The following is a 22,294-nucleotide window of genomic DNA, read 5'->3' as shown; positions in this document are numbered from 1 at the left end:
GTAGAAGTTTTAAGTACCTAAAATATCACTTCTAACTTCTGAGTTCTGACTTCTGACTTTAGTGAAACGGTATTAATACCCTCTGCTTTTTTGAAATTTTTTTGACACCCCCTAGGAGAAATATCTGTCCAATGACAAAATTAATTATTCAAATTCCTTGTTACAACGAAGAAGAGTCTTTAGGAGTAACTCTTGCTGCTTTACCTAGAAAGTTAGCAGGAGTAGACATTATCCAATGGTTAATCATCAATGATGGTAGTCAAGACCGAACAGTTGAAGTTGCCAAAGAACATGGGGTAGACCATATTGTGAATTTCCCCACTAACCAAGGTTTAGCAAAAGCATTTATGGCAGGTCTAGAAGCTAGTCTAAAAGCAGGAACAGATATTATTGTGAATACTGATGCTGATAATCAATATTGTGCTGATGATATACCCTACTTAGTTCAACCTATTATTTGGGGTCAGGCAGAAATTGTAGTTGGGGAGAGACCAATTTGGCAAACTAAACACTTTTCTCGTACTAAAAAATTACTTCAAAAATTAGGTAGTTGGGTAGTAAGAATAGCTAGTAATACAAATATTCCTGAGGCACCTAGTGTGTTTTGTGCTTTTAGTCGAGAAACTGCCATGCAACTTAATGTTTTTAATGCCTATACTTACACCCTAGAAACAATTATTCAAGCAGAGCAAAAAGGTATGGTAATAACATCAGTTCCTATCAGAACAAATAATGTATTACGACCTTCCCGACTGTTAAGAAGTCCCCCTTCCTATGTGTTGCGATCGCTCTTTACTATCCTCAGATTTTTTTTACTTGACCGAATAATTAAGGTTTAAAGCCTTTTCTTTAAAGGATAAAAAAGAAAAATTTTTCCTTTTAGTCAATCCTCTCCTTTTAAAGTATAGGTAATAATTAATAATCAATAATTAATTATTAATCATTGAAAAACCCCTACGCTTTTTCTTAATTTTAGGAAGTGTACCATTTAGTTTTGGAGTAATTTCTGGTATCCGTTGGTTATTTTTCTTGTTTAGTGGATATGAAAAAAACTAGGGTTCCAACTTTTATTTTAGCAACAATTTTAATCTTAGTCTGATTTCAATTATGGTTATTAGGTTTAATAGCAGATTTAATGGCAGCAAATCGCATAATTATGGAAGAAATTCAAGTAAGAATGCGAAAACAAGATTGTCAAAATAAGAAAGAGGGAAGAGTTTATTAATGGATAATGGATAATGGATAATGGATAATTACCTCTCTCTAAAAACTATCCCTGATCAGCAACTCCTGAAAACCTTGTGGTCAGAAGGGGAGCAGGGGAGAAGGGAGGAAAGAATCATAGTATATAGAAAAAACTACTTAAGTTATCAAAAAAAAACGTACTTTTTCATACACTTTTTTTCTGACAAAAACCTTTTAAATACTTATACATAACTTGTCTATTTTGTAATTTTTTATGTTAAGAAAGATTTTGATAAAGCATAGCCCTAAAAAGGAGAGGATTGACTAAAGGGAAAAAAAACAATTTTTTCCCCTTGAAAGAGGAAGCTTTCAACCTGAATCATTTAATTATTTAATTATTTAATTATTCATTATTCGGTAATAGGGAAGAAGAATAAATACTCTCTCAATGTAGATTTTATGAGGTTGATTAAATTTAGTAAAAAATTGATATCTGAGGTCTAAAATTTAATAATTATTCAATTAATTTTTAGTAAAAAAATATAATTTTCACAATATAAAGTAGTGAAAATATAAATATGCAATGCAATATAAGCGTTCATCCATAGCTGACATTTAAAAAAAGGAATAAGAAAAAAGAATAAATATTTTATCTATCTAGCTTTTATTAGGCTTGTAAGATACAGTAAAAAAAATAATACCTGATTTTTCATAGCTATAAAATTAATTTTTAGTCAAATAAATAAAGTAGAGAAAATTCTGCACAACATAAAGTAGTAAAAATATAACTATGCAAGACCATCGACCATCCATCACCAATCAAACTGATTTATTAAAGACAGAGTCTAATTTAGACTCTAATAAAGATACTATAACTGACACTGAAAAAGAACAGATGAGAGATTTATTTGCCAGAGAAGCACTTGCTCAAATCCCTAAAATATTGACCTTGTTAGACCGCAATTATCATAGTCCTACCTATGGTTGTTTCGACCGCAATTTTTGGCATTACAAAATTATAGATTTTCCTAGTGGCATGGCTCAAGAATTCGTCTTACCTTTAGCCTTAGCTTATAACTTAGATATTCCTAATAATCAATTTTATTTGCAAGAAATGATATATAAATGGGCAGAAGCAGGCATCTTATATGCCACCCACACTGCTCATCTTGATGGTTCTTGTGATGATTATTTCCCTTTTGAAAGAGCTAGTGGAGCAACAGCTTTTTCTTTATTAGCTAGTATTGAAAGTTATCAAATATTGGGATTAAATAACTATGAAGTACTCAGCTTTTTTGAAAAACGAGCAGATTGGTTAGTAAATCATTATGAAAGTGGCAATTTAGCTAACCATGAAGCATTAATTGTATTGTCCTTAGAATTGTTGAGTAAACTATTAGAAACCTCAAAATGGGAGGCAACTAAAGCAGCACGTCTGGAAAGATTATTAAGTTGGCAGAGTCAGGAAGGATGGTTTACAGAATACTCTGGTTTTGACCCTGGTTATCATACTTTAACTATATCCTGTTTAGCTAGAATTTATGAATTAAACCCCAGTGAAAAACTCAAAAATTCTATTACCGCAGCAGTAGAATTAGCTGCTCAATTTATTCATCCTGATGGTTCCTTCGGTGGAGAATATGCTAGTCGTAATACCTATAACTTTTTTCCCCACGGATTTGAATTAATAGGTAAATGGTTGCCTGCTGCTTTGTCTATTAACGATCAATTTTTAATAGGCTTAAAAAATGGTTTGGCTCCCTGTTATGCAGACGACCATATTATCGGTCATCATACCTGGAATTATTTCTTAGCATGGCAGGATTTTATTACAGAAAGACCTGCTGATGTGAATCGTGATATTGCTAGTCTTTGGTTAAAAGAAGCTCAAATTTTGATTAAACGCAGACCTGGAACAGAATTATATGTAAGTATGAAAAAAGGTGGTGTTTTTAAGCTATTTCGCGACCAAAAATTAGTTGTTTCTGATACTCATTTATCACTCCAAGTAAAAAAAGGAAATAAAATCTTAAATGCAGTTAGTCATTTAACTGGGGATTATGATATAAAAATATCTCAGGATGAATTGGTTATTTCTGGTAATATGGGTTGGGCTAAACAAACTCAAATGTCACCTTTGAAGTTAATCATTCTCAGGTTTGTCATGTTAACTTTTGGGCGTTTTTTCCCCAATTTTATTCGGAAAACATTACAAAAAATTCTGATTACTGGTAAGCAAGATGCACCTTTCCACTTCACTCGTTACTTTAAGTATGAAGATGGAGTTTGGTATATTACAGACGAACTTTTTGCTAAGTCTTGGTGGGATGTAATTAGTGCAGCTATTGGTTGTGACCAAACTTCTATTTATGTTGTAATGAGTCGCACTTTTCAAATCAATCAATTACAACCTTGGTATGATTTAACAACTGAGATTAAAAAACTTTCTCCTGGTCAATCTTTGAAAATTGAGCGCAAGTTTTAACTTGATTTATTCTTACAACTTCGCTTTTTATTTCTTACTTATATAAACTCTCATAAAATCTTGCTATAATCAGAAAATAGGAAATAGGGAGAAAAAAAAGGTTTCATAATAATATGGAACAGGGAAAAGAGAAAAAAAAGTTGTTTTATCACTAATTAAGCGCCCATAAAATGGCAGATTTAAAGTGCAATATTATTAGTGAAAGAAAAAAATGTTTTTAACTTTTAACCTTTGTGATATTATATGCGAGTAATTTAACAGTTCGATCAGGAGTCCCCAATTAATATTATGTTTGCTTGAATACCTAATAAATATAAATAAAGACAGCTACTTATAAGGATAAGGAGAATTGTATCCGTTTCATGTAAGTCAAAAGTAAAAAATCTAATATTTTATTGATAATGCACTGATTAGGAGATGGTATGATACTAATTATCAATTTTTTCATCATGTAAGAAAGTGAATTGATAACTTCATTTAACTTTTATTTGTTCCCCATTCTCCACTCTTATTGAATCTCCCTCAATAATTACAGCACTTTGTCCGGATAGTGAGGTACAGTTTATTAATTCTCTGTTGCCTGTTGCCTTCCGGAGCTGTTGCCTAAAGTCCTAAAAATTTTACCTCACTAACTCCGAAACTGCTGTAAGAAAAATGGTATTATCTATTAGCAAAAAATCAAAGGCCAATGACAGAACAGTCATCAACATTTGCTTTACCAGAGGCTCTATTAAATAAGTATGATTTTGACCTTGCTGATGAGACTTCTGAGCAACTTATTACTCGTTGGCACAATAAGTATCAAGTAGAGTGGCTTCTCTTAGCAGTAGTTGAGGCACTATATCTTGGACGTTACAAAGCTGTCTGTGTTGAGCAAATCTTGACATTATGGGAACGTCGTGGTCAACCTGTCTATCATTTCAACTCTGAATTTCAAAATATTATTACTAAAAATATTCTCACAAATTTAACATCTCAGATAGATACTCAGTCTTTACAACCAGAGACACTACCTAGTTTATCTGAATCCAAACCTCCTGAGTATTCTACATCTACATCAGTCGATCCATCCTCAAACCCCTTCAAGGCAAGCTCAAAAAATACAGCTCAAGACCTGGTAGAGCATATTCCAGTAAAAACAAATCAGTCTAAGATCAAACACACTGATTTTTATACTAAACTAAAAGCATTTGTAAAAAAAAGTCAAGCATCGCGATCGAATCAGAGCAAACCCGATCGAGTTAAATAGACAGAAGCATCGCAGAAAATAGAAAGTACACAAGAGCAATCAAATAGGTTAATTCTTGCTACAGATGATTGATGAGAAGATGAGAAGATGGGGAGATGGGGAGATGGGGAGATTGGTATATTTGCACAATTTTTTTGTATTTCATATAACTAATTAAACGGACATTATATAACATATTAGGGTGAGTTTATCAAGTAAGATACAAATAACTCACCCCTACAGATTCTTCTTTGGAGATGTTTTCTGACGATCAAGCAACCAACATGATCCAGTTTAATTTTTCACTCGGCGAATTTCTGAGCAAAAAGAAGCTAGAGTAAAACCTAATGGTCTTTTAACTACACTGGTGCGTAACCGTAAATTAGGCATCAAATACCAGAAACGTTCCTCCGCGTATAAATCTTCCGACTCAGTAATAAATGTTAAAACATCATCACTCCCCATAATATATCGACCACTGATATTTGTACTCTTACCATCCCCTTTATCCTGCAATAATCTACCTTGGTGGGGGTCGTCAGAATTAGGAATAACTATCAACATTGTTGCACCTATATCTTTCACTTGCTCTCGGTTGATAGTACCATTCCAGTTAATCTGCAACCCTACTAATTGAGCTACACTTGGATCAGTTTGATGTTGTTCGCACAACCTGATTACTGTGGGATTTGTTTTTTCTAATATTTCAACATTTACTTCTGATTTGCCTGCTTGCAACTCCCCGGAAACTAAATTGTGAATCGTGCGTTGGGAAAACCATTGACCTGCACTCAACTGCAAAAATTCGATAATGTCCATTAACCTGCTAATAGTATTAATTCTGAATCAATACTATTGTTGCACTGATTGGCATATATGGCACTTATATCATGTGCCCCCTTCTAGGGGAGCTGCGCTAACGATTGAATACCAATAATATCTGTGAAGGTCAATGGGTAATAGGTAATTGGCACGCTTCTCAAACAGCTTCAAATTTTGGAATTGCAGCGAATGTTACTATTATATCTAGAGCTACTAACTGCTAAATTTTATTATTACTAAAATAAAAACATTATATATTTTAGCCTCTAGTAGCTTTTCTCTATTGAATGATTTATAATACATGAGGTATTAGGCTATTAGAGTTAGAAAGTAATGTCTTAATTATTAACTTGAATATTTTAACACTCATAACATTAAATAATTATGTATAATATTGTCAATCTGTATTTTTTTTGATGTTACTAATTTTCATCTAAAGGTTGATTTTCATAAACTAAAATAATAGCGATCGCATATCTTCAAAACAACTGTAAAAAATAATTATTTCCTAGCTAAGTTAGCCACAATAGACATAGGGATAAAAAAGACAAGCTAGAATAGGGGATTTAAACCCAAGCTTTTAGCACTCTGAAAACTGTTTGCGGAGCATTCCGGTACGGAAATGCTGAAATGCTGATAACTAATTAATTGATTGGCTGAAGATGTCTAATCAACAAAAACTGTAATAAGCAAGCAAAGAATTTTTTATTATCCCAAATATATTTGATTTTCTTAGGAGGTAAAAAAATCAAAAATCAAACTATAGCTTGATCCCAGCAACAGTAGATGAATCAAAAAAGAGAATTCAATTGGACTAAAAAACCATAATTGTGACGATAACTCTTTCCAAAAACATCAAATTGTGGTAAATATTAAGTTTAAGCTATGCTATTAAAATTATTATATATCACTAAATATGGTATAAGTCAAGGGTACTAAACTATGCTCATAGAGATATTAACCCTTTTTGCGGGTGCAGGACTTGAACAAGCAACCAGTGTCACATGGCATTGGGTAAGTAAGTGGGCAGCAAAGAAAGCTGATGAAAAGAATCAGGTAATACAGACAGCGTTAGTAACTTCATATTGTAAGGCTTTACAGGTAATTCGTAAAGAATCTCAACAACTATCCCAGTGGAGGCAAGATAAAGCTGAAATTGAAGGCAGACTAACAGAAATGGAGAAAGATGCACTAATGATACTAGATTTAGTGCAAACACACAAGCAAAGAATAACTCATCTACCTCAAGGTAGAGAAGAAGAAGCAATAGTGAAAGTCGTGATGTCTAGACTGCAAAGCAAAGATAAGTGGCTCAAACACGCTCCAAAAGAATTATCTGTGCTAGTGGAAACTAAATTAGTGTCAATTACAGTCCATCAATTTCGCCACGAGCTGAGAACAGAAAGTACAGTATTTCAAGCCTTAGTACACGATATGCTAGCAACAGCAGGTGAAGATATCAGTTGTCTTGTTGATGTGACCAACAAAATAGAGAGAAGAGTCGATCAATTTGTTGGCGACTACCGTCAAGATATAGACAGAATAATTGCAGGTATTGGTGGAGCTAATACTCACTTAGAACAGTTAATATTACTGCTGCGTAAACAGATGCAACAATGTCAGGTAATACCTGCTGACTTTGCTGCATTAATAGCAGATAAAACTGAAGGATTTTTGGGACGGGGTTTTGTTTTTGATGCCATTGAAGATTTCATCCATAACCAATCTAAAGGATATTTTATCATCGAAGCAGACCCAGGAGTAGGCAAAAGTACAATCATAGCCGAATATGTACGTCGCACAAGTTGTCTTGCCTATTTCAATTTATTATCAGAAGGTAGAACTAGAGCTGAAGATTTTCTTAAGAGTATCTGTACCCAGCTAATTGAAGGCTATAATTTGCCTTATGAACTACCATTACATCCGGATAACACTAGCAATGGCAACTTTCTATCAAAACTACTAAACGAAATTAGTGCCCAACTAACACCAGGAGAAAAACTCATAATTGCAGTTGATGCTTTAGATGAAGTCGATTTAAGTAGTCAAAGTGGAGCGGCTAATGTGCTTTACTTACCAGCAAACTTACCCAATAAAGTTTATTTTCTGCTTACTAAGAGGTCTGACCCACTACCGTTAGTCATTTCGGCACCGCAGAAGATTTTTGACTTAATGATTTATCCTAATGAAAGTCTAGAAGATGTCAAACTATTTATTCGTCTGCGCACAAAACGACCAGCAGTAAAAGAATGGATCGAACAAAGAGGCTTAACATTAGAAGAATTTGTCGAATCTATAGCCAGCAATAGTGAAAATAATTTCATGTACTTAAAATATGTACTTGATGATATTGAGCAAGGTAACTATAGAGATATTAACTTAGAAAGTTTACCTCAAGGTTTAGAGAAATATTACGATCAACACTGGCATCGAATGAAAATGAATGTCAAACCATTGCCTGTAACTAAATTAAAAGTCATATATTTCTTAACAAAAACTCGTAAACCAGTATCCTGCAGAATGTTAGCAAAATTTAGTGGAGAAATTTCCTTAATAGTTCAAGAAATTCTGGATGAGTGGGCACAATTTCTGCGAATTTATCAAACAGAAGGAAAACCAGTTTATAGCATATATCATGCTGCATTTCAAGACTTTCTTTACCGAAAAGATATCGTCCAAGAAGTAGAATCATTAATTGAAATCGAAAGTATGGAAAAACAAATCAAAAATAATTTGTTAGGAATGGTTTACAAAAATGCCTAACAAATTATGATTTGGAACTGGAAGTTAGGATACACAAAAAGCGGATGAAATGGCTCGCCAAGGATTGAAATCATTGGCTAATAGCTTAAGTCATCTATAAGATGACTCTTGAGGAGTATGCTATCTTTTTCATCTTTTTATATTGTGGTTAATCAGTGCAACTTGATATTAGTTTGGAGCAAGTTTATCCAACAATTTTGTATTATTTGCGCGATCGCGAAGCGGTAGGACAATATTTAGAAAATTCCTTGGACTATACGAATAAAGCTCAAGCTGAATTTGACCGTCATCCTCCACCTTTTGTGGCGAAGATACTGAAGTAGAAGTTGGAACGTCAATATCATGTCCGGTTGAACAGTTACAAATAAACGACTAAGGAGTCAGGAGTCAGGAGTCAGGAGTAATAAGTCAGGAGTCAGGAGGGAATAAAGAAGAAGAAAGAGAAATTTTTTTTATCATACTCTTATCCGGACATGATATAACTCAAGCAGAGGAAGTGCCTAAATAATGGTAATTACAGCAGTTTTCATTTGGGTAGACCACTGTAGGGATGTTCCATGCAACGTCCCTACAAGGTTTTGATTGTGACGATGTGGTTTATAAATCAGCAAAAGCGCTGTAAATCAGGAATTATATCAAATCCGGTTAAACAGTTATAGAATAGTTAAGTCAGGAGGAGTCAACCCACCCCTCGCCCCTCCCAGGAGGGGAGGGGAAGTTAGGAGTTAGGAGTCAGGAGGAGAGAGAATTACAAAGATGAGCGTAGTTATGACGATTGAAGATTTTTTTTATATTCAATAAAACGGATTTGATATTATATCATGTCCGGTAGTATCGGTATTGTAAGCTTGAAGGTAAAAAAGAAGGAAGAAGGAAGACGGAAGAAGGCTTAAAAGCTTGAAAAAAACGTAAATTTCCTGTAGATATTCACCCTTGGTTTTACACAAACGCGCCCCAGCGGACATGATATTACCCATGAGGTACGAAAAACTAGGACTTGAGATTGCTTTCCGTTCCGGAATACTCCGCAAACCCTATCGGTCGCAATGAGGAAGATACGTTATAGTACCGAAGAAATACTGAAATTATCTTGACTTTTTCTTCTCTTCCTTCCTGACTCCTGTACGTTACTCTAAGCACTGCTCTTCTACCTTAATCTTCATTCCCCATATTATAAATGTATAAAATGTATAAGTACTAAAGCTAAATTAATTGTATATTTGATGGTCATATTAAATAGGTGGGCAAAATTATTTTTATATCTACTGCTCAAGCATACAAGTATATTTTTTTCCCTACTCCCTGCTTAAAGATGTTAAATTAATTTTGCACAGATATCTATTAGTTTACATCAGTATAACAAGGAAATTGAAATGGGTGAGTTTAGAGAAAATTTAGCTCAAATGCCCCTAGAAGATCAATACTATCTTTTAGAAACTTTACCAGGTTTTCTCGTGAGTGAATCTGATACAGAGCAATTGCATCGCTTACTCACAGATTTTGATTTTATCGAATCAAGACTATATTTATTCGGAGTAGAATATCTATTAAATGATTATGAGGAAGCCATGCATTCTAATGTATGGACTTCAAGTGAAAAAGTTAAAACTCTAAAATTAATTCAAGGGGCAATTGAACTATCATCTCATATCCTTGTGGAAGATAAAACGCAACTACCAGGACAATTGTGGGGGCGACTGCTATCTTTTGAAATACCAGAAATTCAGAAAATGCTACAACAAGCAAAATCCTGGAACCGATCGCCCTGGTTAAAACCAATGGCACCAAGTCTCACACCTCCTGGAGGTAGACTGTTACGCACTTTCATCGGTCACACTGGGTGGGTAAATGCAGTAGTTGTTACCCCAGAAGGATTGGTAATTTCTGGTTCTGCTGACAATACTCTCAAAGTTTGGAACCTGGAAACAGGGAAAGAAATAGCAACCTTAACTGGTCACAAGGCGAGAATTAGAGCTATAGCATTATTAAATGATAAATGGGTGGTTTCTGGGTCTGATGACTTCAGCATCAAAATTTGGAACCTAGAAACAACCAAAGAATTGATCGCACTCACTGGTCATACAAGAGGAGTAAGAGCAGTGGCAGTATTACCAGATGGTAGAGTAGTTTCCGGTTCTTCAGATCATACGATTAAAGTCTGGAATATTGAAACACAAAAAGAAGAAATTACCCTCACTGGTCATAAAGGTTGGGTCAATTCGTTAGCAGTATTATCTGATCAAGAAATTATTTCAGGCTCATCTGATCGCACTCTCAAAATTTGGAATCTCCAGACAAAAGAAGAAGTATTGACACTAAAAGGTCATACGGGTGGTGTGAGAAGTGTAACAACACTTCCAGAAGGACAAGTAATTTCCGGTTCTTCTGACAACACAATTAAAGTTTGGAATCTGCACAGTCAAAAAACTATTTTGACATTCAAAGGTCATACCAAAGGGATAAATGCAGTAGCAGTAGCTCCAGACAATAAGGGAATTATTTCTGCTGCTTCCGACAATACTCTCAAAGTTTGGAGTCTCCAGACAGAAGAAGAGTTATTTGCTCTCAAAGGTCATGCTGATTCAGTATATGCAGTTGCAGTTTTACCAGATGGACGCATAATTTCTGGTTCTGATGATTTTACTCTCAAAGTGTGGAGTCTTGATACTTCTGTAGAATTACCACCTCCGATCGGACATACTAATAGGGTAAATGCAGCAGTAGCGCTACCAGCTCGACAAGCAGCATCAGCGTCTTGGGATAATACAATTAAGGTTTGGAATTTAAACACAACAAAATCAGTTTGTACTCTTAAAGGTCATACTGATCGAGTTAATTCCGTAGCAGCATTACCAGACAAACGTATTATTTCAGCTTCTGATGATAACACTCTCAAAGTTTGGAGTTGGGAAACAGCACAGGAATTGTTGAGTTTAGAAGGTAATACTAGATGTATTTTTGCTGTGGCAGTTACACCAGATGGTAAACGAGCGATCGCCTGTTTATCTGACCAAACTCTAAAAGTCTGGAATTTAGAAACTTTAAAGGAGGTTGCTACTTTTATAGGACATACTGACTGGGTAAGTTCAGTGACAGTAACGCCAGATGGTAAGCGAGTAATTTCTGGGTCTTTTGACAAGACTATTAAAGTTTGGAGCTTGGAAACTGGAGAAGAAGTTTCTACTTTAGTCGGTCATAATGGGTGGGTGAAAGCTTTGGCAGTAACACCAGATGGTAAGCGAGTAATTTCTGGGTCTTTTGACAAAACTATTAAAGTTTGGTGTTTAGAAACCGCAGAGGAACTATTTAGTTTGAGTGGTCATACTGACTGGGTAAGTTCAGTTGCAGTCACACCAAATGGTCAGCAAGTAATTTCTGCATCTGACGATCATACTCTCAAAGTTTGGGACTTAGAAAAGCGACTGGCGATCGCCCATTTTACAGGAGAGAGTTCCTTAGAATGTTGCGCTGTGGCAGAAGATGGAGTAAAAATTATTGTTGGTGAAGCCTCTGGAAGGGTACATTTTTTAACATTAGAAAGTTCTTAGGTCGTAGGTCGTAGGTGTAAGCTCAAGATCGAACACTGGAAACGGAGCATAAATTTGGGATCTTCCTTCAAGAGCGCTTCAATATAACATTTTGATTATAGTTAATCATCCGGACATGGTCATGGCATTATACAAATTTGATAAATTTTTGTTACAAATAGCTAGGCTATTTCTTAGGAGTCAGTGGTAGGGCAAACGGCCGTTTGTCTGTACAGGTAGGGGAGAAGTCGGATTGGCGACGTACAGAATGAATGGCTTCTATACCATTTTTTAGGTTAAAACTTATCTTTTTCATCAAAGGGATATCTTTGATAAAATAAATCTTTTAATCACCCCCAATTATTCGTAACATTCTTTTTTTAAATTGGTATTAGAGGGAGTAGGCAATAGGGGGAAAATCAGGCAAAGAAGGATAGAAGAGAAAGTTTGTCGAGGATGAGATTAACTGGACATGATATTACAGAGCGATCGCTTAATAGACATCTCTATAAAAGAGGGAAAACCGGATAAATAATTAAGAATCTATGGATAATAATTGATTTTATTTTTGATTTTTGGAGATGTTTAAATAATCTCAAAATAACTGGCTTTTGATCGAATATTACTGCAACCACCCGATAGAAATCAATGTATCAACATCATTGTTGTTTTAATAGTTATTGTTTTAGTAGTCGCAATGCTTGAATTGCCAGGAATAAAAAACCCACCGATCCTAATGCAGTGAGAATTTGGGCTACTAAACTAGGTGTTAATATTTCACTCATAATTGTATCCTAAGAAAATCATAAACTTACAGTCTATTTTATCTCAAAGTGCAAAAATTGATATATTATAGTTATTATATTTTTTTGTAATGGCTAGTTTCTAGTAAAGCTTTTGGAGAAAAATAATGCAATTTGAGACGAATGTACAAGAAGCTTGCTACAACAAAATTTCTCTCTGGATGAGAGAATTATTTGATAAATTTCCCTGTGTGAGACAAGATTTACCAGGTGTTACTTTGTTTATGGGTTCTGCTTTAGTTGAAATATCTGTTTTTGCTTGGGGAGATAATGAGGCAATAATTAATACTCGCTCCTATGTGGTGACAAATGTAGATTTAAAAGCAGATTTGATGAAATTTTTACTGCAAGAAAATAGTAAAATGCGCTTTGGTGCTTTTGGTATAGATGAAAATAATAGTATTATATTTGAACATACAATAGTTGGTTCTACTTGCGATAAACCAGAATTAGAAGCATCTGTAAAAGCAGTTTTAGCAATTTCTGATGAATACGACGATAAAATTGTTGAACAGTGGGGAGGGCATAGGGCCATGGACAGAATATATTAGACATCTCCAGAAAAGCTATCCATTATCAGGAACTTCTGAAAACTTTGTGGAGAGCAGGGGAGCAGCGGTGCAACCCCGCGGGGTGCGACAGACGCATCTGGTAGCGCACCAAGAGAGGGAGCAGGGGAGAAGAGAGAAAAAGTCAATTTAGCAGTAGCGATCGCTGCTTAAGTTCTCAAAAAAATGTACTTTTCAATACATTATTTTTGAGGAAAAAGTCTCTCAAGTACTTATACATAACTTGTATATTTTGTCAAGTTTACTCTTAAGAAAGATGTTTATAAAGCATAGCCAGAAAAGAGGGAGTAGGCGGAAAGAATTAGTAATTTATGTGCGATAATTGATTTTATTTTTTATGATTGGAGATGTTTATTAGACCTCTCTCCACTCTAATAGTTAGGAAAAAACTCCTTTTCATCTCCTAACATCTGACTTATGTAATATCATACATTTATTTAGCAATGCCTAAATTCTGAACAGCTTCACTAGCTATCAGCTATTAGCACTTCAGCTATTAGCATTTCAGCCTAAAAAAGCAGTGCATAGAATTAGGTATTGAAAGCTTTTTAATAATTTTAATTGCCTTATTTTAGAATTAATAGTGGTTCGACCGAATATTCATTAATCTAAATTTTTCATACTTTATGCTAAAAACAGACCCTACTTACACATTTCCTGAATCTAATCACCCTATAGTTAAGTCACTATTCCATCATAGTGACCAGGAACTATTAACCTTATATCAAAACTATCCAGACCAAGGAAAATACTTCGTAGCGATTTTTTGTCGCTATGGTATGATAGTCCAAACTTTAATTCAACATTCCGTGCGATCCCCTGTTCAAGCAGATTATCTATTTGCCCAAACTTGGCAACATATATTTTATGAACTGCGTGGCCTAGATTTACGAGAGGGGGCAGATCCAACCAACGAAAATACTACTCTCCAGAATTGGTTAATAAATGTTACAGCTATTAGTCTTAACCAAGCAGAAATTCCTCCTGTTGAATCAATTCGTTATTCTTTACAGGTAGCTCCACCACCTTTATGGTGCTATGTTAAGCAAGTATTAGACCAGTTAGAGGCACTACTGCGCTTGATTCTGTTAATGTCTCAGACTTTTCACTGGAGTGAAACAAGAATTGCAGCATATCTCCAAGCTGAGGGAGAAACTATTTCATCTCAGGAGATAAAATCTTTGTTGCAGCAGGGATACCATCATCTAGATAATAATTTACCAGAGGATATTAAAGCTATCTATTTTAATGATGATATGAAACAAGTTAGTACGAGTATAAATCAGTTTCTCAAAGTTTCAAAATAACCAGAATCCTGATTTAGTTAAGGTCAAGACTGCGCTATGGTAGAAGTCCTGATATTTCAAAGACAGATATTTACCAAATAGGGAACAGGCAAAAGTCACAAAAAACATTTCTCTGTCTAAGGTCGATCGTTAATTTATCTACCAAGCAACTCTTTCTTTAGCTATTGCACAACATTGTTCGGTATTCATGCTGTTTGCGTTTCCATAGAATTACTTAGGAAAGCTTTGCATTAGCAAAACGTCCCCTATGAAGTAGGTCTTCTGCCGAAATTTTTTAAATTTAACTTAGGATTGAAAGTTATGTAGATGGTAACTTAAAAACTTCAGACCTCAAATTTGTCTTTAAATTAACCTAGTTCAAAAATACTCCTCCTCCCCCAGTAATATTTAGTGACTTAGTATCTAAATCAAAATTTTCTGTGGAATTAAACCTCACCTCTAATACTCTAGGAGAAATACCCCGAGGACTTACTAATAATAACCCTCCATCAGGACGTTGGTAGGTTAACGTTAATGGGACTGGCAATTCATATATTTCTGCTACTGACCTTTCTCCTAGAGTCCTATGTCGGCCACCAATTACCTGATATTTAATTACGGCATCCGTTTGATTAATCAATCTTAGAGTAACGAGACCTTCCACAGGGGTAACTCTACCTGCTGGTTCAGGAAATTGTGGTGGTATTTCATTAATCTCTTGCTGCTGGCCAGCAGGGTTTCCTACATTAGGGGGTTGACGGCGAGGAGGCTCACTTCTCTTTCGTTCTGCCTCTACTGGTTTTCCTTGACGACCAGATGGTTTACTAGCAGGAGGTTGACGACGACGAGGTTCTGTATTCTCTTCAACTTCAGCAGGTTCTTTTCTTGAAGGTTGAGTAGGTGGCTTAGTAGTACCAGGTGGAGGCCCTCCAGCTAGAGCAACTGTAATTAGTCCCATCATTAAACTGCTACAAATGGTACTAATGATCGGAGTTTTTTCAACAAGTTTAGAAAGATATTGAATCATCATAAAAAATCGGTAAGTGGGAAACCACCGTCTTTTAAGCGGTGGATGGAAACGACTTGTGGGCAGGTTTTATAGCGCTACGCGCAAGTCAGAAGTTAGTAGGGGCGTTTTGCTCCGCAACATATAAAGCGGAGAGCTTCTGCGTTAGCAAATGGCCATTCACCCGTACAGAAGTCAGAAGTAATCTCTGACTAACTTTGAGCATTTATAAATGTCAAATAATTGCCTGAAACTATTGTATTGTCAATTTTTTTAGTTTTTAGCCGATCAAATCTAACTTCTAATATATAATCCGGTTATACAGTATATGTTTATGATTCTATCCACACTTTCTACTCCCCATCTCCCCATCTCCCACAACTATATAATAAGTATTCAACCGGATTTGATATGACTCTGATTTATCGGCAAAGTAACTGTGGCCATAGTACCAACTTGAGGATGACTCTCTATGGATATTTGGCCATAATGATTTTCTATAATAGCTAGAGCGATCGCTAACCCTAAACCTGACCCAACTGTACCATGATGTGAATGAGCAGGGTCTACTCGATAAAAGCGATCGAATAAACGTGATAATGTATCAATAGGAATACCAATACCATTATCTTTGACTGTTACTTGAAGAGAGTCATATTTATATTTAAGGTTTTGATAACCTCTGAAAATTACTCCACTACTCTCAGAGCTATTGCCTAGTTTCCCTTTGTGAGTCCTCAAAGTTGCTTTTTTGACTTTGGGAAAGCGCTGCAACTCTACTACTATCTGACCACCAGATGGGGTATACTGAATTGCATTACTAATCAGATTTGTAAATAACCTAGCTAGTTGATCCCAATCTCCTATGAGTGTAATATCTTCCTCAGATGTAAGATTTTTGATGCTTGGAGATGTGTCTTGATTTTTATCTTTTTTTTGCGGGTTTAATACCCCACCGTCTACACGGTGTTCAAAATTGTTTGGGGTGAGATACTCCATGCAACTTTCCCTCCTGACTCCTGAGTTCCCCTCTTGGGAGGGGTTAGGGGTGGGTTTACTCCTGACTCCTTCTTCAACTACCTTTTCAATAAGGTCGGGTAGGGAGATTTTTAATTCTAGATTTATCTCTTGGGCAGTAGCGATCGCTTGTTGTTCTTCTACTACTTCTATCAATAAAGCATCTAAAGGTACTGATGAAAACTGGGACTGCACTATCCCACTATCTTGACGTGCCAAAAATAGTAAATCATCTACCAGTTTTCCTAACCGACGAGTCAAACGTTCGATAACTTGTAGTTGTTGCTGATGTTCGGATGATGCCAAATCTCGGTCTGCTAAAGCAACTTGTACATTAGTTTGAATCATTGCGATGGGGTTGCGGAGTTCGTGGGAAGCATCAGCAGTAAATTTTTTCAGATGTTGATAAGATTCCCGTACTGGTTGTATTGCTAACCCAGAAAGTAACCAACCAATTGCTCCTACTGAAATTATGACTAAACAGGTAATGATACTTAGGTCTAGCATTAACTGGCGAATTGGTTTTGTTACTTCAAACCAAGGATGACTGACTCGCAAATATCCCAAGACTTGGCGATCGACTTCTACTCTGTCTGTTATCTGTCGTAGTAGTAAATTATTATCTATGGGTTGTTGTAATGTTTCAACTTTTTCCAAGTGAGGGGTTATTCGTATTGTTTCTCCAGTGCGGTTGGAATGTATGGGAATATTTAGGGGAGCGGAAAAGGTTGACCAAATTAGTTCTCCTGTGGAGCTAAACCATTCAAGGTCGATATGGTCATCTTCTACTGTTTTGGCATTATCTCGAAAGCTAGCTTCGAGGTTAACACGAAATTTTTTACTATTTTTAGTGGGAAAAGATTCGATGACTAGCGATCGCTCTACTACTTCTACGACATGAAGTAAAGTATCGTCGATACGTTCGATCAAGGTATTTCGGAAATAGATATAAAATCCTGTGACAAATATAAGTAATAAAATAGCTGTGACTGTAGTGTACCAAATTGCTAAACGACGACGACTTTTTTGAAACATATTTATCACCTACATTTCGCAGTTCAAAACATAGTATAAAGGATAAGTAGTCAGTAAGTAGGTAGGTCTAATTAAACGTTAAAAAAATTGTAGGGGCAGGTTTAACCGAAAGCTTTGAATTAAGCGTGATGAGTTCTAAAAATCAGCCCTCTCTAATATTGCATTTATTTATTTTCACCTACTTAGTAGTCAGTATTGAGAGGCGAATATTTATTGCTAATTGCCAGGATAAATCAAGTGTTTATTATTGATTTATTATCATGATTGGTAGAGTCTAAATATTTGGTAATTCACCGATTTTTATACTATTTTTTGTATAGAACCCATTTGATATCTATATAATTATGGTAGTCAAGTCTTTTCGCGCATCAATTTTGAGGAAAAATCTGAAGAAGGAGTGTTTTTTGGGGGTTGCACATTATGGAATGATGTTGCCAAAAATTGCTTTAGATTTTGACTAAGAAAAACCTCATATTAATCATTCTAGCAATTGATTAATCCACAATCCAATTCTATCAAAAATATCAAATCATTCGTCACTGTGCAACACTGTTTTTTGTATTGTTTCTCCCCACATCTTCCCTCTTTCCTCTTACCTTCCCCTCTTGGGAGGGGGAGGGGCGAGGGGTGGGTTGTCTCCTGTCTCCTGACTCCTGACTTCTAGCTAAAAAAACGCGCATATTTATGAACATATAATCGGGGTTTCTATATGGCAAATTGATATGGGGAATGTGATTTATCAGGCAGGAAGCAGAAATAAATCTGGGAGTATAAATACCATCTCCTGAATCAAAAAAAATCATAATTTTAATTTTGCTGTAAAAAGGTCAGTGTATCTAGGGAATATAGCAATTATTATATTTGTGAGGTACAAAGTTATGGGTTTTAGGGAAAACCTTAACTGGGAATATTTTAACTGGGAATAGGAAATAGAAAAGAAGAAAAACAAGTGTAACTCATGAATCTGAGAAGCACTATATTTTAATTCTTGACTTTGCTGCTACTTCTTTTGCGTGTTCTTCTGCTGCGTGAATAGTTTGTATTTTCCAGTTGTTTTTTTGTTATTGTACTTTGCTCTGCTTTGGCATATTGACATTTTAGATTGACTTGTTTTTGCTTTGGTAAATCTTGATTAGTAGGTGTTTCAACTACTTCTCCCCTTTTATTAATAAATCCCCTCTTTTTTCCTTGCTTAAAAAATGCTAGTTCTCCATTAAACCTTCCTAATTCGTCATAACAAATTGGCATAACTTCCTCTCCACAATTATTGATATAACCATATTTTTTTCTAGCATTCCCCTTGCTATTTCTTGACTAAAACTATCGGCAAAATCATAGATAAAATCAATAACAATTTTGGCATTGCTGAGTGGTAATGATTTTTAGATTAAGTATCAACGCAAAACATAAGTTTTTCAATTTTACCTTCAGCTACTTACCATTACATTTCAGAAACGCCACAATTTTTCCCTTATAGTTTATATAACCCCACTTTTTATCTCGTTTTACAAGTGCTAAACCTTCAGAAAATTGCCAAGCTGATACATAAGTAGGAGGTATTATCTCTTTTCCTTCTCTATTTTTATAACCATGCAGATCGTTGACTTTAAACCGTATTAATTCTTCAGTACGATCGGTTACTTCATCATGATAATTTTTTGGTTCTTGTGGTTGATTAACATCCAAAAATTTTCCATTAGAGTCAATATATTGAGTTTGATTATTAATCTTGACTTTTGCTACTCCTAAAGAAAACTCACTTGCTGTTTCTAATTTTGGCGGAATTACAACCTTTCCAGCTCGATCTTTATACCCCCATTTCCCATCACTCTGAAAAGGAATTAAAAACTTAGTCATTGATGATAATTTATGCAAAATTTTCGATAATTTATAATATTTTATTATCATTTTCTTTGTGGGTTTAATACCCCACCGTCTACAGGGTGTTCAAAATTACATGGGGATTCTAACCCCAAGTAATTTTCCTCCTGTCTCCTGTCTCCTGTCTCCTGTCTCCTGTCTCCTTCTTCAAAGTTCAATTCAAACTACAGTTGATGCTTTTAAAGAGACTCAATTTCAAATCGTAAATATTGCAAAAATTCCCAAAAATCAGCAATACATAGAGATAATCAAAATAAATTTCATACTTTTGATATGAATTGTCTTATTGTAGGCCATGATATCATGTCCGGTTGAATAATTAGACTTTGGTGGAAGGAAGGCAGAAGGCAGGAGCGGTGCGACCCCGCGTCGGCGTTAGACGCAAGGGAATGCGCACCAAGAGAGGCAGGAGGCAGAAGGTTTTCTCAAGAGTGTCACCTTAATTTTATACACAAACGATGCTACCGGACATGATATGACTCTACGAAAAAGTGATATTTAAGCCTACATTCCGCACGACAAAATGTAGCAACCTAAGAAGGAGTCAAGAGACAGGAGACAGAATTTTAGAACAAAATCATAGCTGCCGCGATTGAGTAATCATGTATAGCAAGTATTTATACTTAATTATTTACTCGGAATTTGATCGACGAAAAAAGTAAAAAAGTCAGGACTTACGCAAAGACACTGTGTATAGAGTCCAGTAACTATTGTCCAATAGTTATGAGTACTATATATAGTGTATCTGCGTAAGTTCTATTGGTTTTTGTTGTGGCGATCGCTATAGATATAGATAGTGTGAATCATAGATTGATGTTTTTTTAACTATAGCGCCTGGGTTTTTAGATTTTAGATTAGTTTTCTTTGTGGCGATCGCTATAACTTTAATTTCATACTTTTGATATAAATAGGATTTACGCAGATACGCTATATGTAGCGCTCACAACTATTGTCCAATAGTCTTTATACTCTATAAATAGTGCCTTTACGTAAGTCCTGATAAATTGTCCTGTGATTGGCGAAAAATCTACGAAAAAGTAGTATTTAAAAGCCTTTCCTGAGGAAATACTGCGCAAACAGGTGTCTAATATATGCACAAATTGGCTGATAGCTGTTAACGTAGTTCCGACCTAGGAGGCTAGCTGATAGCTGATGGCTAGTTAAGATAAGATGATATTGGTTAAAAAATGTTAATAAGTGTTAACTTATGTTCATATCTTCTCAAGGGATAATCAAGCTCAAAAAATCCCTCAAACAGAGAGTATTTTTTGGCAATGAACCGACACCGGAACTCATAGCTATATTGCTTGTTTACTTCGTCCAAGGAATTTTAGGGTTGGGACGTCTTGCTGTCAGTTTCTTTCTCAAGGATGAATTGGCCATGAGTCCCGCTGAAGTATCGGCAATGTTGGGCGTTGTCATCATACCGTGGATGATTAAACCTGTTTTTGGGTTTATTTCAGATGGAGTGCCAATATTAGGTTATAGACGACGACCTTACATGATTTTTTCTGGGGTACTGGGGGCATTTTCTTGGATAGCATTGGCAAAATGGGTACATACTCCACTAGCAGCGACGGGAGCGATCGCTCTGAGTTCTTTATCGGTGGCTATTAGTGATGTAATTGTTGATTCTTTAGTTGTACAAAAAGTGCAAAAAGAATCTGTTAGTAGTACGGGTTCTCTACAATCTTTATGTTGGGCAGCTTCAGCATTAGGAGGACTAATAACTGCTTATTTGAGTGGTTATTTACTAGAGCATTTTAGTAATCAAACTGTATTTTTAATGACAGCTATTTTTCCTTTGATTGTTTCTGTTGTAGCCTGGTTAATTAATGAAGAAAAAGTTACTATTGGGATTAATTTTGACAATGTAAAACAGCAAATTAAACTGGTGAAAATAGCTGTTACTAAAAAATCAATTTTATTACCAACTGCTTTCCTATTTATTTGGCAAGCAACCCCTAATTCTGAGTCAGCTTTCTTTTTCTTTTCCACAAATGAATTAGGATTTCAACCAGAATTTTTAGGTAGGGTACGGTTAGTAACAAGTATTGCAGCTTTAATAGGTGTTTGGCTATTTCAACGCTTTTTTAAATCTGTTCCTTTTCGGAAAATTTTCGGATGGTCTATAGTTATTTCTGCTGTTTTAGGAATGACTACTTTATTGCTAGTTACTCATGCTAACCGCAGTCTAGGTATCGATGACCATTGGTTTAGTTTAGGAGATAGTTTAGTGCTAACAGTAATGGGAGAAATTGCTTTCATGCCTGTATTAGTTTTAGCTGCTAGACTTTGCCCACCAGGAGTAGAAGCAACTCTATTTGCTTTATTAATGTCTATCTATAATTTAGCTGGACTTATCTCCCATGAAGGAGGTGCATTGTTAATGCATTGGTTAGAAGTTACAGAGACAAATTTTGATAATTTGTGGTTGTTAATAGTTATCACTAACCTATCTACCTTATTGCCATTATTTTTACTAAATTGGTTACCAGCAGCTAATGCTCAAATGGAGGAAAATGAAAATATTAATTCTCTATCAGTATTAGAGCTGAATTCTATTAGCTCTGAAGTTGGTAGAGATAATTTTTTACCAGAATATTTACCAGAAATGGTACCAACTCCTAGTAGTAAAAACTCTCAAAACTAAAAATAGGTGGTAGGTCGTAGGTGTAATATCATGT

At 35.4% G+C, this 22,294-nt stretch carries 16 protein-coding genes; 9 read left to right on the top strand and 7 right to left on the bottom strand.

Annotation, left to right across the window (positions count from 1 at the left end; genetic code table 11):
* The first annotated feature begins 131 nt into the window (after window positions 1–131).
* From D5R40_RS15255 to D5R40_RS15240, 3 genes are all read left to right on the top strand, one after another.
* Window positions 132–839, top strand: coding sequence for a glycosyltransferase family 2 protein (locus D5R40_RS15255; protein WP_375339383.1), 708 nt, complete (start codon window positions 132–134; stop codon window positions 837–839).
* A gap of 1,241 nt (window positions 840–2,080) precedes the next feature.
* Window positions 2,081–3,670, top strand: coding sequence for a hypothetical protein (locus D5R40_RS15245; protein WP_124154850.1), 1,590 nt, complete (start codon window positions 2,081–2,083; stop codon window positions 3,668–3,670).
* Between the two features lie 688 nt (window positions 3,671–4,358).
* Window positions 4,359–4,919: a hypothetical protein gene (locus D5R40_RS15240; RefSeq protein WP_124147732.1), complete on the top strand. Its 561-nt coding sequence runs from the start codon at window positions 4,359–4,361 to the stop codon at window positions 4,917–4,919.
* Window positions 4,920–5,192: 273 nt separating this feature from the next.
* Here D5R40_RS15240 and D5R40_RS15235 read toward each other — a convergent pair whose 3' ends face one another.
* The gene (locus D5R40_RS15235) at window positions 5,193–5,717 is read right to left on the bottom strand and encodes a phycobiliprotein lyase (protein WP_124147731.1); all 525 of its coding nucleotides are present in this window, start codon (window positions 5,715–5,717) and stop codon (window positions 5,193–5,195) included.
* Between the two features lie 945 nt (window positions 5,718–6,662).
* On the opposite strand from D5R40_RS15235, the gene D5R40_RS15230 reads away from it, so the two are divergent.
* The 5 genes from D5R40_RS15230 (at window position 6,663) to D5R40_RS15215 (ending at window position 14,689) form a co-directional block, all read left to right on the top strand.
* Window positions 6,663–8,483, top strand: a complete 1,821-nt coding sequence (locus tag D5R40_RS15230; protein WP_124147730.1) for a P-loop domain-containing protein — start codon at window positions 6,663–6,665, stop codon at window positions 8,481–8,483.
* A 155-nt stretch (window positions 8,484–8,638) separates the two neighbouring features.
* Window positions 8,639–8,806, top strand: coding sequence for a hypothetical protein (locus D5R40_RS35315; RefSeq protein ID WP_161564755.1), 168 nt, complete (start codon window positions 8,639–8,641; stop codon window positions 8,804–8,806).
* Window positions 8,807–9,856: 1,050 nt separating this feature from the next.
* Entirely contained in the window at window positions 9,857–12,031 is a 2,175-nt protein-coding gene (locus tag D5R40_RS15225) for a WD40 repeat domain-containing protein (RefSeq protein ID WP_124147729.1), read from the top strand.
* Between the two features lie 889 nt (window positions 12,032–12,920).
* Entirely contained in the window at window positions 12,921–13,364 is a 444-nt protein-coding gene (locus D5R40_RS15220; RefSeq protein ID WP_124147728.1) for a T3SS (YopN, CesT) and YbjN peptide-binding chaperone 1, read from the top strand.
* Between the two features lie 644 nt (window positions 13,365–14,008).
* Entirely contained in the window at window positions 14,009–14,689 is a 681-nt protein-coding gene (locus tag D5R40_RS15215) for a sigma-70 family RNA polymerase sigma factor (RefSeq protein WP_124147727.1), read from the top strand.
* Window positions 14,690–15,041: 352 nt separating this feature from the next.
* Here the strand turns inward: D5R40_RS15215 and D5R40_RS15210 are convergent, their stop codons facing one another.
* The 6 genes from D5R40_RS15210 to D5R40_RS41075 form a co-directional block, all read right to left on the bottom strand.
* Window positions 15,042–15,698, bottom strand: coding sequence for a hypothetical protein (locus D5R40_RS15210; RefSeq protein WP_124147726.1), 657 nt, complete (start codon window positions 15,696–15,698; stop codon window positions 15,042–15,044).
* Window positions 15,699–16,070: 372 nt separating this feature from the next.
* Window positions 16,071–17,726 carry a sensor histidine kinase gene (locus D5R40_RS37765; RefSeq protein WP_205127655.1) on the bottom strand — a complete coding sequence of 552 codons (1,656 nt, stop codon included), beginning with the start codon at window positions 17,724–17,726 and terminating at the stop codon, window positions 16,071–16,073.
* A gap of 536 nt (window positions 17,727–18,262) precedes the next feature.
* Window positions 18,263–18,529, bottom strand: coding sequence for a hypothetical protein (locus tag D5R40_RS35310; protein ID WP_124154847.1), 267 nt, complete (start codon window positions 18,527–18,529; stop codon window positions 18,263–18,265).
* Between the two features lie 178 nt (window positions 18,530–18,707).
* Entirely contained in the window at window positions 18,708–18,998 is a 291-nt protein-coding gene (locus tag D5R40_RS15190) for a hypothetical protein (protein ID WP_275670472.1), read from the bottom strand.
* Window positions 18,999–19,157: 159 nt separating this feature from the next.
* On the bottom strand, window positions 19,158–19,634 hold the full coding sequence (locus tag D5R40_RS15185) for a WG repeat-containing protein (RefSeq protein ID WP_124147723.1): 477 nt from the start codon (window positions 19,632–19,634) through the stop codon (window positions 19,158–19,160).
* Window positions 19,631–19,765 (bottom strand): hypothetical protein, encoded by a 135-nt coding sequence (locus tag D5R40_RS41075; protein WP_275670471.1) that lies wholly within the window; start codon window positions 19,763–19,765, stop codon window positions 19,631–19,633. Before D5R40_RS41075 ends, D5R40_RS15185 begins: the two co-directional genes overlap by 4 nt.
* Window positions 19,766–20,814: 1,049 nt before the next feature.
* On the opposite strand from D5R40_RS41075, the gene D5R40_RS15180 reads away from it, so the two are divergent.
* Entirely contained in the window at window positions 20,815–22,260 is a 1,446-nt protein-coding gene (locus D5R40_RS15180; RefSeq protein ID WP_124147722.1) for a folate/biopterin family MFS transporter, read from the top strand.
* Window positions 22,261–22,294: the final 34 nt, after the last annotated feature.

This window comes from Okeania hirsuta (assembly GCF_003838195.1).
Lineage (GTDB): Bacteria > Cyanobacteriota > Cyanobacteriia > Cyanobacteriales > Microcoleaceae > Okeania > Okeania hirsuta.
Note: the sequence above shows the minus strand (reverse complement) of the source record. Positions and strands in the feature narration are given on the sequence as shown.

Coding starts and splice junctions, on each gene's coding strand:
- D5R40_RS15235 (WP_124147731.1), bottom strand. CDS start 5,717: ATGGACATTATCGAATTTTTGCAGTTGAGTGCAGGTCAATGGTTTTCC.
- D5R40_RS15245 (WP_124154850.1), top strand. CDS start 2,081: ATGAGAGATTTATTTGCCAGAGAAGCACTTGCTCAAATCCCTAAAATA.
- D5R40_RS15210 (WP_124147726.1), bottom strand. CDS start 15,698: ATGATGATTCAATATCTTTCTAAACTTGTTGAAAAAACTCCGATCATT.
- D5R40_RS15230 (WP_124147730.1), top strand. CDS start 6,663: ATGCTCATAGAGATATTAACCCTTTTTGCGGGTGCAGGACTTGAACAA.
- D5R40_RS15240 (WP_124147732.1), top strand. CDS start 4,359: ATGACAGAACAGTCATCAACATTTGCTTTACCAGAGGCTCTATTAAAT.
- D5R40_RS37765 (WP_205127655.1), bottom strand. CDS start 17,726: ATGTTTCAAAAAAGTCGTCGTCGTTTAGCAATTTGGTACACTACAGTC.
- D5R40_RS15180 (WP_124147722.1), top strand. CDS start 20,815: ATGTTCATATCTTCTCAAGGGATAATCAAGCTCAAAAAATCCCTCAAA.
- D5R40_RS15220 (WP_124147728.1), top strand. CDS start 12,921: ATGCAATTTGAGACGAATGTACAAGAAGCTTGCTACAACAAAATTTCT.
- D5R40_RS15215 (WP_124147727.1), top strand. CDS start 14,009: ATGCTAAAAACAGACCCTACTTACACATTTCCTGAATCTAATCACCCT.
- D5R40_RS35310 (WP_124154847.1), bottom strand. CDS start 18,529: ATGATTTTTTTTGATTCAGGAGATGGTATTTATACTCCCAGATTTATT.
- D5R40_RS15185 (WP_124147723.1), bottom strand. CDS start 19,634: ATGATAATAAAATATTATAAATTATCGAAAATTTTGCATAAATTATCA.
- D5R40_RS15255 (WP_375339383.1), top strand. CDS start 132: ATGACAAAATTAATTATTCAAATTCCTTGTTACAACGAAGAAGAGTCT.
- D5R40_RS15225 (WP_124147729.1), top strand. CDS start 9,857: ATGGGTGAGTTTAGAGAAAATTTAGCTCAAATGCCCCTAGAAGATCAA.